The organism is Kibdelosporangium persicum (assembly GCF_013280595.1).
GTDB classification, from domain to species: Bacteria; Actinomycetota; Actinomycetes; order Mycobacteriales; family Pseudonocardiaceae; genus Kibdelosporangium; species Kibdelosporangium persicum.
The window spans coordinates 135,839-149,571 of record NZ_JAAATY010000004.1 but is presented as its reverse complement, the minus strand read 5'-3'; the positions used below and the strand labels follow the sequence as shown (position 1 = coordinate 149,571).

At 70.0% G+C, this 13,733-nt stretch carries 10 protein-coding genes; 3 read left to right on the top strand and 7 right to left on the bottom strand.

Features of this window, described 5'->3' with window-relative positions; translation table 11 throughout:
* Positions 1–84 precede the first annotated feature (84 nt).
* From GC106_RS09640 to GC106_RS49245, 4 genes are read right to left on the bottom strand one after another with little or no spacing between them, the layout of a single operon-like run.
* On the bottom strand, positions 85–375 hold the full coding sequence (locus GC106_RS09640) for a DUF3017 domain-containing protein (RefSeq protein WP_173127096.1): 291 nt from the start codon (positions 373–375) through the stop codon (positions 85–87).
* Positions 372–1,220, bottom strand: a complete 849-nt coding sequence (locus tag GC106_RS09635; RefSeq protein WP_173127093.1) for a bifunctional methylenetetrahydrofolate dehydrogenase/methenyltetrahydrofolate cyclohydrolase — start codon at positions 1,218–1,220, stop codon at positions 372–374. The genes GC106_RS09640 and GC106_RS09635 overlap by 4 nt, the downstream gene beginning before the upstream one ends.
* 4 nt (positions 1,221–1,224) lie before the next feature.
* Entirely contained in the window at positions 1,225–2,163 is a 939-nt protein-coding gene (locus tag GC106_RS09630; protein WP_173127090.1) for a DMT family transporter, read from the bottom strand.
* Positions 2,160–3,383, bottom strand: a complete 1,224-nt coding sequence (locus GC106_RS49245; RefSeq protein ID WP_173127087.1) for an MFS transporter — start codon at positions 3,381–3,383, stop codon at positions 2,160–2,162. The genes GC106_RS09630 and GC106_RS49245 overlap by 4 nt, the downstream gene beginning before the upstream one ends.
* Before the next feature lie 125 nt (positions 3,384–3,508).
* Between GC106_RS49245 and GC106_RS09620 the strand changes: the two genes are divergently transcribed.
* Together GC106_RS09620 and GC106_RS09615 are read left to right on the top strand one after the other, a co-directional pair.
* A complete protein-coding gene (locus GC106_RS09620; protein WP_312872568.1) occupies positions 3,509–5,425 on the top strand; it encodes a TNT domain-containing protein in 1,917 nt (638 codons plus the stop codon).
* Between the two features lie 213 nt (positions 5,426–5,638).
* Positions 5,639–7,930, top strand: a complete 2,292-nt coding sequence (locus GC106_RS09615) for an NHL repeat-containing protein (protein WP_173127082.1) — start codon at positions 5,639–5,641, stop codon at positions 7,928–7,930.
* A gap of 4 nt (positions 7,931–7,934) precedes the next feature.
* On the opposite strand, the gene GC106_RS09610 is transcribed toward GC106_RS09615, so the two are convergent.
* Positions 7,935–8,387, bottom strand: a complete 453-nt coding sequence (locus GC106_RS09610; protein ID WP_312872567.1) for a universal stress protein — start codon at positions 8,385–8,387, stop codon at positions 7,935–7,937.
* 17 nt (positions 8,388–8,404) lie between these two features.
* Positions 8,405–9,634, bottom strand: a complete 1,230-nt coding sequence (locus GC106_RS09605; RefSeq protein ID WP_312872566.1) for a reverse transcriptase family protein — start codon at positions 9,632–9,634, stop codon at positions 8,405–8,407.
* A 180-nt stretch (positions 9,635–9,814) separates the two neighbouring features.
* Here GC106_RS09605 and GC106_RS09600 point away from each other — a divergent pair, with 180 nt between their 5' ends.
* Positions 9,815–10,408 carry a DinB family protein gene (locus GC106_RS09600; protein ID WP_173127076.1) on the top strand — a complete coding sequence of 198 codons (594 nt, stop codon included), beginning with the start codon at positions 9,815–9,817 and terminating at the stop codon, positions 10,406–10,408.
* Between the two features lie 6 nt (positions 10,409–10,414).
* On the opposite strand, the gene GC106_RS09595 is transcribed toward GC106_RS09600, so the two are convergent.
* Positions 10,415–13,723, bottom strand: a complete 3,309-nt coding sequence (locus GC106_RS09595) for an error-prone DNA polymerase (RefSeq protein WP_173127073.1) — start codon at positions 13,721–13,723, stop codon at positions 10,415–10,417.
* Between the last annotated feature and the right edge of the window lie 10 nt (positions 13,724–13,733).

The following is a 13,733-nucleotide window of genomic DNA, read 5'->3' as shown; positions in this document are numbered from 1 at the left end:
CCGGTTTGGTCAGCCACCTGACCGACCGGCCCCTCAGCCGATCGGCTTGCCCTCCCGATGTGCCAGTGGTGGCGTCCTACGCCCTCAGTTGAGGGGACCACCGATGATCGACGCGGAAATGTACAGGATCATCAGGCCGAAACCGCCGTAGAGCAGGATGTCCACGCGCCTTTTCCGCACGGCCAGCAGACCGGCCCGGCTGTCCGGCAACAGCAGCCGAAGCGCCGCGGCCACCAGCAGGGCGCCGCCGATCAGGGACGTGCCGCGCCGCCAGTAGTACATGCCGATCAGCACGATGCCGATCACCACGATCAGCAGCACCACGCCGAACGGCCACTGGTCACGGAGCTTGGACTTGGACGACACGACGGTCACGCCTGCGCCTCGGCGGCCTCGACCACATTCGTCAGCAGCATCGCCCTGGTCATCGGGCCGATCCCGCCCGGGTTCGGCGACAGGAAACCCGCGACCGAGCGGACGTCGGGATGCACGTCACCGGCCATTCCGGACTCGGTGCGGCTCACGCCGACATCCAGCACGGCCGCGCCGGGCTTGACCATCTCGGGCGTGATCAGGTGCGGCACGCCCGCGCCCGCCACCACGATGTCGCCGCGGCGGATTTCGCCGGCCAGATCCTTGGTTCCGGTGTGGCACAAGGTGACCGTCGCGTTCTCGGAGCGGCGGGTGAGCAGCAGGCCGAGCGGGCGACCGACCGTCACGCCACGGCCGACGACCGTGATGTTCTGGCCCGCGATCGGGACCTGGTAGCGGTTGAGCAGCTCGACGATCCCGCGCGGGGTGCACGGCAGCGGCGCGGGCTCCATCAGCACGAGCCTGCCGAGGTTCACCGGGTGCAGGCCGTCGGCGTCCTTGGCCGGGTCGACGCGCTCCAGCAGCCTGCCGGTGTCCAGGTGCCTGGGTACCGGCAGCTGGACGATGTAACCGGTGCACGCCGGGTCGGCGTTCAGCTCGTCCAGCACCGCCTCGGCATCTTCCTGGGAGATGTCCGCGGGCAGGTCCTTGCGGATCGACGTGATGCCGACCTTGGCGCAGTCGGAGTGCTTGCCGCGCACGTACATCGCCGAGCCCGGGTCGTCACCGATCAGCACCGTGCCGAGGCCGGGCGCGATGCCCTTCGCCCGCAGTGCGGCCACGCGCACCTTCAGGTCCTCGTAGATCGCGTCTCGGGTCGCCTTGCCATCCAGGATCGTCGCGCTCACGCCCTCATCTTCGCAGAGCCGATTTCCGCCGGGTCGGAACGGCGGCCACGGCGACCGCGAACAGGGTGATCACGGTGCCGAGGACCTCGGTCAGCCTCAGCTCGGCGCCCCGCGCGGGCACGAACACGTCCAGCACGATCGCGCCGAGCAGCTGCCCGGCGACCACGCACAGGCTCCGCAGCAGCACTCCGACGGCGCGGACGGCCACGGCCGAAATCCCGATCACGAAGATCCCGAACGCACCACCGGTGTACAGCCACCACTCGTCCGGGAAAGCCACGGGCCAGCCACGCAGCAGCAGGTCCACGACGGTCGCGACGACGAGCAACACCATGGAGGCGCCGAAGTTGACCATCGCGGCGACGACGGCGTTGCCGGAGGCGTCACGGACTTGCCCGTTCACCGCGCTCTGCCACGCCAGCCCGAACCCGGCGACAGCGGGCAGCAGGAACAGCCACACGTTCTCCGGCCGGGCGAACTGCCCCTGCACGGCGAGCACGACAGCGCCGACGGCCATGCCCGCGCCGAGCAGCCGCCAGGCGGTGATCGGCTGCGGACCGGCCGGGCCGATGCCCGCGCGGTCGACGAACAGGCTGCTCACCAGCTGTCCGCTGACCGTGGCGACGGTGAACACCGCCACGCCCAGCGCGGTGATCGTGACGCCCTGGGTGAAGATCATGTACGCGCCGACGCACCCGCCGAGGCACTCCCACCACCGCAACCGGCGTTCGCGCAGGGACGCCGCCAGCCGGCCGGCCCCGCGCCGCCCCGCGGGCGTGCACACCACCGCGGTGACAAGCACGACAAAACCGAAGCCGGTGGAGATGATGGCGGCGAGCACCCCGTCCCGCAGCTCCGCGCCCAGCTGACCGTTCACGCGTCCCTGTGAGGCGAGCAGAACCCCGACGAACACCGCCAGCAGGCCGTAGGGCCATCGGTTCACGACAGAACCGGCTCCGGCTCGGGTTTCGCGGCCGGTATCCGCGCCGCCAGCAGGACGCCCAGCGTGACCATCACGACCGCGCCCGCGGCGGCGACCGACGGGCCGCCGTGGTCCAGCAGGAAGCCGGACGTCGGCAACGCGATCGCGAAGCCCGCGGTGGACGCCGAGGACAACCAGCCGTACGCCTCCGTTCTGCGTTCGGCCGGCGCGAGCTCACCGAGCCTCGCGTTCGCCGCCGCGACGGCGGGCGCGATCGCGGCACCGCCGAACAGCAGCACCAAGCCGATCAACCACGGCGAGGCCGGATCGAACACCGGCGGCAGGACGGGCACCAAGGCAGCCACACCCAGCAGGTTAAGCACCACCCGCCGGGTCAGCCGGGGAGCACCCCGCAAGCCGCCCGCGACCAGGCCGCCGATACCGGACCCGACCGCCCAGACCGCGCCGAGCACACCGGCCAGGATCGGCTCGCCGACGTTGCGTGCCCACGCCACGATCGTCATGTCGACCATCAGCAGCGCCGCGACCAGGAAGAACGACAGCAGCAACGACGCGGACACGCCCGGCACGGTGAACAGTCCCGCTCGTCTCGGCTTGGCCTGGTCGCTGGTGGCCACCGGCCCGGACTGCCCGGCGACCGACAGCATCCGGGCGAACCCGGCCGCGCCGAGCATGGCCAGCGCACCCGAGATGACCAGGGACATCTCCGGGTTGACCGCCGCGACCAGCGCAGCCGCCAGCAGCGGGCCGACCGCGTACATCAGCTCGGTCAGCGTCGCGTCCACGGTGTACGCCGAGTTCAGCGCCGATCCGGACAGCATCCGCGGCCAGATCGCCCGGCTGACCGGGATGACCGGCGGGTTGAACAGGCCGACCGCGAACGCGCCGACCGCCATCACCGGCCACCACGAGCCGGGTAACCACGTCGGGACGAAGGCCAGCACGATCATGCCGAGGCCGTAGCCGACCCCGGTCACCATCACCAGGCCCGCGGCTCCCCTGCGGTCGGCCGCCCGGCCACGCACCGGTCCGGAGACGCCGATCCCAATCAGCAGAGCGGCGCCGATCACACCCGCCAGGGTGTATGACCCGGTCCACCCCGCGATCAGGAACGACATCGCCAGCGGGGTCCCGGTCATGTGCAGCCGGCCGAGAGAAGCCCAGATCAGCAGGGCCGGGACGCGTGGGACGGCGGCGAGTTCGCGGTAGGGCTGGAGCACCCGGCCACTGTCTCAGGCAGCACCGACAATCTACGAACGATTACGCTCAAGGCGGTCACGGGCCGGGTTGGCATATGGCGAACGACGCATGTGCCGAACCGGGTCGCACAAGGGAGGATGGGCACGTGACGCAACCGACCCAGCTGGATCCGACCGAGCAGGACACCCTGGTCAAGCAGATCGGCTTGGCGCTGCTGCGGGCTGCCCCGCCCGAGTGGCAGCAAGTCGTCGTGCACTACCGGGCGGTCGGCCGTTATCACGAGATGACGGCCGAGCTGACCTGCGAGAACGAGGACCCGAGGGCCTGGCAGGTGTCGCCGGACATGGCCGGCCTGTTCGCGCGGCTGCGCGCGGGCATGTACCGCGAAGGCCGCGGGACCTGGTTCAACGCGCGCTACCAGCTGGACCGGCCGTCGAGTTACAACCTGGAGTACGACCGCGAGGAGCCGGAGTGGGACAACCCGCCGCCGCCTCCGGCGTACCCGGACGAGTTGCAGATGTTCCCCCGTGAGGAGGAAAACATCCCGGAGTGGCTGAGCCACCGGCTGGCCACGCAGCCGCCTCCGCCACCACCCCCGCCGATGGCGCCCCCGATGTCACCCCCGCCGACCCCGCCCGGTGGTTTCGAGCCCGGCGGCTTCGAGCGGCAGCGGTTCCGGATCGCCAGGACGTTCGACGGGATGGGCCCGCAGGGCCGCCCGATCGTCAACCGGGCGCCGCTCGACGAGCTGGACACCGAGGCGATCCTGGCCTACCTGGACGACGCGCCGCTGGCGATGCCCGGTCGCGGCTACGACGTGGACCGGCTGGACCCCGAGGGCCGCAACTCGGTGCCGATCGCGTTCCACACCGACGGCACGTGGATCTGGCCCGCTTCGGTGAACTACTACCTGCGGACGTACGGCGTCAGCCCGGAAGCGGACCTGGTCACGCACATCCGCAGGCATGGCTTCGAGGTGCCGGAGGTGGACGAGGCGACCGTGGCCGACGCGGCCGCGTTCGTCAACCGCGGCGCCCCGCCGCCACCTCCTGCCGCCCGCCCGATGGCGCCGCCACCTCCTCCGCCGCCGCCGGCACCACCGGTACCGGTCGCGTCGGCGGTTCCGCAGCCGCCGACCATGCCCGCGGTGCCGGCCGTGCCCGCGCCGACGTCGCCCGGACCGGCGCTGAACCAGCTCCGGGCCAAGTTCGCTGACCTGGGGGTGCCGGAGTCGGTGTACCGGATCGGCCCGCCGGTCGAGCGGACGTGGACGTTGGAGCGGGTGGACGAGCACTGGCGGGTCGGCTGGTTCGAGCGGGACCAGTACGTGTCGCCGTCGGACTTCGACGACGTCGCGGACGCCACGGCGTTCCTGCTGGGCAAGGTGCTGCTGGACGGTCCCCGTCCCGCGCTGGCCGAGCCCGCGCCCGTTCCGCCACCACCGCCTGCTGCCGCGCCGCCGCCTCCTCCTCCGCCGCCGCCGCCCCCACCACCGGCACCGCCGGTCGCCGAGGACGACGACCTGGCCAAGACGGTCCTGTCGTTGCCTCCGCTGTCGGCGTTGGAGGACACGGACGAGCGTGAGCCCGTGTCCGTGCCGACCTCGGCGCCCAGTGCGCCGGACTCCGCCAACGCCACGGCGATGATGCCCGCGCCCAACCGCGGTGGCGGTGGCAACAACGCGATGACGGAAACCCGCCCGCAGGACTGGCCGATCCAGCCGCTGTACGGCGAGCCACCGCTGACGTTGTTCCGTGGCAAGCGGATGGTCGAACTGCACCCCGGCACCGAGATCGACCGGTTCGGCGAGGGCGACGGCAACCTGACCTACGCGGTCGGGACGCCGTTCCCGCTGCGGTCACTCGTACCGGAATGGGTGAACCGGGAGTACCACGTGTACCGGGTGCAGCAGTCGTTCGAGGCGCTGACCGGTGTGGCGATCCCGTGGTTCGAGCAGCCGGGCGGCGGGACCGCGTTCCTGCTGCCGCACGCCGTCGAGGACCTGATCGAGGACGGCTACCTGGTCGAGATCCCGGGCCGGGAGCCGCCACCGCTCACCTGATTCGCATTTCGACAACCTCCGACAAAGGCGGCCGAGCACATCGGCCGCCTTTATCGTGTCGCCCGTTCGGCGGTACGGAGAAAACCGGATCCACAGCCGGGTAACGGGGACTTTTCTGGCCACGACACCCACGGCACTGCACCGAAATGTGGGTGCTGTCAGGTCGGTGGACGTTATGACACCGATCTGTCAGGCCATGGAAGGAACCAGAAGATGCGTATTCGCGGATCTCTTTCCCAGCGAAGATTTACCCGGATCACAGCGCTGGTGACCTCGGCGTTACTACCGGCGGCGATCGTGACGGCACTGCTGCCGGGCACCGCGTTCGCCGCGCCGGTCGCCGGCAAGAATGTTCTCTACACCACGGACGCCGATTTCGACCAGGGTGTACTTCAGGATGTGAATCACGACGCGCCGAACAACAATCAGCTACAGCTGAACAAGGAAACGGCGTTCTTCCCGTTCGTCAACGTGGCGGCGTCCGTTCGCGGGACGATGTTGCGAATCGACGTCAATACCGGTGAGATTGTCGGCGAATGGCGGTCGGCCCCGGACGGCCGTGGCCGCAACCCGTCGCGGACGACCGTCGACAAGTTCGGCAACACCTGGCTGTCCAACCGGGACGAGTCCGAGGGCGGCCGGGGTTCGGTCACCAGGATCGGCGTGACGCTCGGCGGTACGCGCGTGAACTCCGACGGCTCGCTCAACCCTGCGGGCGCCTACCTCCAGGGGCCGTTCGCGTACAACACCTGTGCCGACCGTGACAATGACGGCCTGATCGCCACAAGCCGCGGCGCCACCGACATCCGGCCGTGGACCAACGCGGGCGGCGCGGACAACAACGGCGGTGTGACCACCGCTGCCGACGAGTGCATCATCAACTACACCCGTGTCACCGGCACGAACACGCGCACTGTGGCCGTGGACGCCGACAACGACCTGTGGACCGGCGGTGCTGACCGGGACCACGAGCAGCTCGACGGCACGACCGGCCAGCCTGTGGCGGGCACGCAGTTCAACCTCGGGTGCGGCGGCTATGGCGGCCTGGTGGACCAGGCAGGCACGCTGTGGTCGGCGAGGTTCGGCGCCAACCTGCTGCGGTACGTCCCCAGCACCGGCACCGGAACATGCCTCGACACCACCCACGGTGACTACGGCCTCGGCATGGACCCGAACACCGGCGAGATCTGGCACACGAGCTTCGGCGGCAACCGGGTCACGAAACTCGACCCGAGCGGCACGGTCATCGCGTCGTACGCGCATGGCAACAACACCGCCCAAGGCGTCGCGGTCGACAGCAACCACAACGTGTGGGTCGCGCACTCCCTGAACAACGCGACGACAGTCGGACACCTCCGAACTGACGGCACGTACGTGGGCAACGTGTCGCTGCCCGGCGGCAACGGACCGACCGGCGTCGCGGTGGACACCAACGGCAAGGTCTGGGTCACCAACTACAACACCAGCAACGTGATGCGGATCGACCCGGCCGCCGGGCCGATCGGTGGCGGCGGCTTCCCGGTCGGCGCGGTCGACCTCACCGTTGACCTCGGCGCGGGTGCCGGGCCGTACAACTACTCCGACATGACCGGGTCCGTGCTCGGCAAGATCACCGCGCCGCAAGGCACGTGGTCGGTCGTGCAGGACGGTGGCGTGAACGGCCAGACGTGGGGCAAGGTCACGTGGAACACCGAACCGCAGGGCAGTGTCCCGCCCGGCACGAGCATCACGGTCGAAGCGCGCACGTCCGACACCGAGGCAGGCCTGGCCGGTGTGCCGTTCGCGGCGGTCGCCAACGGCACGCAGTTCACCATGACCGGGCGGTACATCGAGGTCCGCGCGACCCTGAAGGCCGGCCCGGACGGCACCAGCCCGATCCTGTCCGACCTGCGGATCCAGACGTCCGACCGGACCGGTGTCTTCTCCTGCCAGGCGACCGTGCTCAAGATCGCCGCGCTGGTCTCCACCCAGGCCAACCCGGCCGACGTGCCCTGTGTGGACGATCACGAGAACCTGGCGACCGTGCAACTGTCGGCCGGAATCCTGACGGTGCGGGCGAACGCGCTCGACGCGCGGACCGATCAGACACCGGACAACCTCACCGCGTCACCACCGGCGGCCGGGGACAACGCCACATCGACCGCGCAGGTCGAGTCCACCAGGATCACGTCGGCCCTGGTCACCATCGAACTCGGCGTGATCCGTTCGACGGCCGGCGCCACGTGTGTGAACGGGCCGGGCGGCCTGGTGCCGCAGTTCAGCGGTTCGTCGCAGATCGCCAGCCTGAAGATCAACGGCGTTTCGGTGACCGTCGGCAGCGCGCCGCTGACGATCCCGTTGGTGATCGGCTCACTGCGGCTCAACAGCACCACCACAACCGGGACAACCGTGGTGCAGCAGGCCGTCGTGCTCGACACGCTGCTCACCGACGTGGTGATCGGCGAGGCCAAGGCGAACGTGGAGGCGACGGCCGGAAACCCCGGCGGAACGCCGTGCCGCGTTTGAGGGCCTAGGGAACGACGACGACCGGTCGCTTGGCGTCCTTGACGAGCATTTTGGGCACCGAGCCGACCAGTCCGCCGCCGTGCCGGGAGCGGCCGACGACGATGCAGTCGGCGCGCCGCTCCTCGGCGACGTTCTCCAGGCCGTGTGCGGGATCGCCGCGGTAGTGCACGAGTTCCCAGGCGATCCCGGCGTGGTCGAGATAGGCCGCGGCCTCGTGGCGGATCTCGTCGACGAACGCGGTCGCGGCCTCGGTCGCGCCCGCCATGCCCATCGCGGTCCAGTACGCGGGGCTGGCGATCGGCTCGACGTAGACGAGCACGAGTCTGGCCCGTTCCCGCCGGGCGAGGCCGCCCGCCCACGCGGCGGCGTGCAAGGACGGCGGGCTGCCGTCGACGCCCACCACGATCACGGTCAAGCCGTCCTTGCCGATCTCGAACTCGGCTGCGCCCTCGGCCACACCGGGATCGTAGGCGACTACCAATCGATCTGGCCGAACAGCGCGCGTAACTTCGCGCCCCTCGCCGGGTGGCCGGCCGCGACCCAGTCGATCCGGCCGCGGACGTGGGCCTGGAAATCGGGGTGGCCCGCGCGGTTCTGCGCCTGCGGACCGGTCCTGCGGCAGTTGTGCAACAAGGCTTTCAGCTCGTCGTACGCCGCCCGCGGCGCGGCCGGGGAGGCGTTGACCACAAGCCCGGCGAGCTTCTGCCGTTGGTGCTGCCCGGTGACCGAGGTCTTGTCCGGCCGGACCCGGAAACCCTCCTCCCGCGCGATCTTCGCGACACCGGGAAGCAGCCGGTACAACGGAAGCGTTTGCGGCCCGGAGAACGCCAGGTCGTCGGCGTATCGCGTGTAGTGGGCACCCAGTGCCCGTGCCAGGCCGGAGAGCCTGAGGTCGAGCCGGTACGCCACGGCGTTCGCGACGGCGGGTGACGAGGGCGCACCCTGCGGTAGGTGTTGATGTGCCAGGTGTGCCAACAACCGTCGGCGTACGTCCGGATCACCGGATGTCTTCGGGGCATCCCGCAGGACGGCCAGCGGTGCTCTGGTCGTGAGCAGCCCGGCCAACGTGGTCGCCTGCGCGTACTCGTGCAGCAAGGCCCGGACCCGGGCGCCGGTGACCGAGGCGAAGAACCCTTCCAGGTCCATCCTGACCACCACCGGCTTTCCGGAGTGCGGCGCGGCGTACGTGAGCCCTGACCGTCCTTTCCGGAATCCGTGGGCCGCTTCGTGCACCGGCAGGCCGAGGTGCCGAACCAGCCGGCGTTGCGCCTCGGCCAGCCGGGGCTTCGGGGCCTCGATCAGCCGCAGACCGCCGGTGGACGTGCCGGTCCACCACGATCGGTAGTGCCACAACGGCTTGCCCGCACGCTTGTTCCAGCCACGGGCGTCGGCCAGCCAGTCCAATTCGGACGGTGTGACGTCCAGCAGTCCGGCGATGTCCAGCGAGCGCTTGGGTTTCGGCGGCGGCGCGGGTGCCTGCGTGATCGGCGGGAACGCGGCGATCAGCCGTGCCAGATCCGCGATGCCGCCGAACGGCGCGCGCGGACTGTGCGACACCAGCCGATCGGCCATGACTTCGGCGGCGGCCGGGTCGACGTACAGCGGCATCAGCCTGGTGGCGATCTCCGCCTGCGTCCATGGACCGTCCAGAGCGGATGCGGCGACGCGGAGTGACTCGTTCTCCCGATGTCCGCGCGCACGCACGTACACAGCGTGTGCCGTCGCGCGTGGGGCGCCATCCTCCGGTAATGCCGTGCTCCCTGGGGTAACCCCAGAGGGGTGGTGTTCACCACCGTGCTCACCACCGCGTCGCCGCACGAGATCGAATGTACCGGGTTTTCATTGCGGCCGGGAACTGACCGGAACGACTCATAGTCTGACCTCATGATTCCTGAGGCCGAAGTCTTCCTGCGGGCCGAAACGGCCCTGCTCAGCGTCTACGCCCAGCTGCGCGACGAGCACTGGGACACGATCTTCCCGCCGATCTTCGACATGGAGGGCGCGAACAAACCGCTGCCGGTACGCCAGGTGGTCAACCACCACGTCTACGACGACGCCTGGATTCCGGACATGCTGGCGGGCCGCACCATGGACGAGGTCGGCCGTGACCGCTACGACGGCGACCTGCTCGGCGACGACCCGCACGGCAACATCCAACGGTTCGCCGACGCCGCCATGGCCGCCGCCCGCAAGGCCGACGACCGGGACTGGATGGTCCACTGCGGTTACGGCGACGTGCCCGCGTGGGACTATTTCTGGCAACTCAACATCGCCCGCGGCCTCGCCGCGCACGACCTCGCCCGGCACATCGGCGTGCCCTCGCCGATCACCGAGGAACTGGCCCGCGGCATGTACGAAGGCACGGCGCCGTCCGCCGACATGTGGCATTCGTTCGGGGTCTTCCGCACGCCGGTCGCGGTCGCCGAGGACGCGTCGTGGCGGGACAGGTTCCTCGCGCTGACCGGCCGCCGTCCGTGATCCGGTCTAGCGGAAATCCCGTGACTTCGAAGGGATGCGCAAGTCCAGGTTCTGCAGGCGGTCGGCCTGCAGGCTCACCACGCCCTCGGCGATCTGCACGATTCCGCGCACCAGCATGGCCGAACTGCCTCGCGCCACCCGGCGGTAGCGGGCCCACAAGCCGGGCGAGCACACCACGTTCACCATGCCGGTCTCGTCCTCGATGTTCAGGAACGTCACGCCGCCCGCGGTCGCCGGGCGCTGGCGGTGGGTGACCGCACCGCCGATCAGCACCCGGGTACCCGACTCCACATTGGACAGCTCGGCCGCGGGCAGCGCGCCGAGCCCGGTGAGGTGTTCGCGGACGAACTGGGTCGGGAAACTGTCCGGTGACAAGCCGTTCGCCCACACGTCGGCGACCGCGAGCTCGACCGCGTCCATGCCCGGCAGGGTGGGCGCCTCGGCACTGGCGGTCGTCCCGGGCAGCCGGTCCGGCCGGTCACCCGCGACGGCACCGGCGGACCACAGGGCCGCCCGCCGGCTGATCCTGAAGCAGCCGAAGGCCCCGGCCGTCGACAGCGCCTCGACCTGGGCCGTGGTCAGCTGGATGCGCCTGGTCAGGTCGGTCATGCCGGTGAACGGCCCGTTCGCCTGCCGTTCCGCGACGATCATGTCCGCCAGCTTCTGGCCGATGGTCCGGACCGTGCCGATTCCCAGGCGTACCGCGGGTTTCCCCTCGGTCCGTTCCAGCGTCGCCTGCCCGAGGCTGGCGTTGATGTCCGGGCCACGGACCTGCACGCCGTGCCGCCGGGCGTCGGCCACGAGGGACTGCGGCGAGTAGAAACCCATGGGCTGGGCGCGTAACAACGCCGCGCAGAACGCGGCCGGGTGGTAGTACTTGAAGTACGAGCTGGCGAAGACCAGGTGCGCGAAGCTCAGCGCGTGGCTTTCCGGGAAGCCGAAGTTGGCGAACGCCAGCATTTTCGTGTAGATCCGTTCGGCCAGGTCGCCGGTGATCCCCTTTGCCGCGGCGCCCTGGTAGAACCGGTCCCGTAGCCGCTCCATCCGGTAGGTGGACCGCTTGGCGCCCATCGCCCGGCGCAGCTCGTCCGCCTCGGCCGCGTCGAACCCGCCGACGTCCACCGCCAGCTGCATCATCTGTTCCTGGAACAACGGCACCCCCAGCGTCTTCTTCAGCGCGGGCTTCAACAGGGGGTGGTCGTAGGTCTCCGGTTCGATTCCGTTGCGGCGCCGGATGTACGGGTGCACCGAGCCGCCCTGGATCGGGCCCGGCCGGATCAGCGCCACCTCGACCACGAGGTCGTAGAACTCGCGTGGTTTCAGCCTCGGCAGCGTGGCCATCTGCGCCCGGCTCTCCACCTGGAAGACGCCGATCGAGTCGGCCTGGCACAACATCTCGTAGATCCGTTCGTCCTTGAGGTCGAGGGTGGCGATGTCCACCTCCTTGTCCTCGAACTCGCGCACCAGGTCGATCGCGTAGTGCAGCGCGGAGAGCATGCCGAGGCCGAGCAGGTCGAACTTGACCAGCCCGATCGCCGCGCAGTCGTCCTTGTCCCACTGGAGGATCGAGCGGTCGGCCATCCGCGCCCACTCGACCGGGCAGACCTCGCCGACCGGCCGGTCGCAGATCACCATGCCGCCGGAGTGGATGCCCAGGTGGCGGGGGAACCCCTCGATCTGGGCCGCCAGGTCCAGCACGACATCCGGGATGTCGTGGTCGTTCTCGTCCACTGTGGACTTCACTGGGCCCCAGCGGTCGATCTGCTTGCTCCACGCGTCCTGTTGTCCCGGCGAGTAGCCCAGCGCACGCGCCATGTCCCGGACCGAGGACTTGGCGCGGTAGGTGATCACGTTCGCGACCTGTGCCGCACACCACCGGTTGTGCTTCTTGTAGACGTACTGGATCGCCTCCTCGCGGCGATCGGACTCGATGTCCAGGTCGATGTCCGGCGGGCCGTCGCGCGCGGGCGCGAGGAACCGTTCGAACAACAACCCGTGCGCCACCGCGTCGACACCGGTGATGCCCAGCGCGTAGCAGACCGCCGAGTTCGCGGCCGATCCCCGGCCCTGGCACAGGATGTCGTTCTCCCGGCAGAACCGTGCGATGTCCCAGACCACCAGGAAGTAGCCGGGGAACCCGAGCTCCTCGATCACCCGCAGCTCGTGGTCGATCTGCGCGTACGCCTGGGGATTCTCATCCGGCCGGCCGTACCTTCGTGCCGCGCCCGTGTACGTCAGATAACGCAGGTACGTGTCCTCGGTGTGCCCCGGCGGCACGTCGAACGGCGGCAGTTTCGGTGCCACCAGCCGCAAGTCGAACGACAGGTCGACGCCGAGCACCGCGGCTCGTTGCACGGCACCGGGATAACGCCGGTCGAACCGCTCCTTCATCTCCGCCCCGGACCGCAGGTACGCGGTCCCCGGCGGAAGCCAGCCGGCCATCTCGTCCAGACTCCTGCGCGAGCGCACGGCGGCCATCGCCGCGGCGAGCCGGGCACGGTCGGGATACGCGTAGTGCACCGCGTTCGTGGCGATCGTCGGCAGCCCGAACTCCGCGGCCATCCCCGCGAGAACGTCGTTGCGGAAGCTGTCCTGCGGCAAACCGTGGTCGGTCAGCTCGACAAAAACGTTGTCCTTGCCGAACATGCCGACGAGTTGCCGCAGCTTCTCAGCCGCGGCGGCCGGGCCGCCGGCCTCCATCGCGCGACGCACCGCGCCCTTGCGGCAACCGGTGAGCACGACACACTGGTCCTTGGTCTCCTCGACGACCTGGTCGATGTCGTACACCGGACGCCCCTTCTCGGCGCCGTTGAGCTGACCCGTGCTGATCGCCCGGCAGAGCCGGGTGTAGCCGTCCACCCTGCGGGCCAGCAGCAACAGGTGCTCACCGGCCGGATCCGGGACGCCGTTCTGCGGCCCGGGCAGGCCCAGGCTCAGTTCGGTGCCGAAGACCGTGCGGACACCGAGTTCCTTCGCCGCCTCGGCGAACCTGACCACGCCGTACATGCCGTCGTGGTCGGTGATCGCGATCGCGTCGAGGCCCTGCAACGCGGCCGCCTCGACCAGTTCCTCGGGATGGCTGGCGCCGTCGAGGAAACTGAAGTTGGAGTGGCAGTGCAGTTCGGCGTACGGCACCCGTTCGGCACCGCCGGGATGATCGGACGCACCGGGCAGACCGATGTCCGGCGGCGGCGCGTACGGCTGCCGATGGTTTGTCCACGCTGGACTGTCGCCGCCGTCGCCGGTCTGGAAAGGCTTGCCGGACAACGCACGCTCGAGGTCCGACCATCGGACCGGCGGATTGTTCCACCCCATGTCGCCCTCC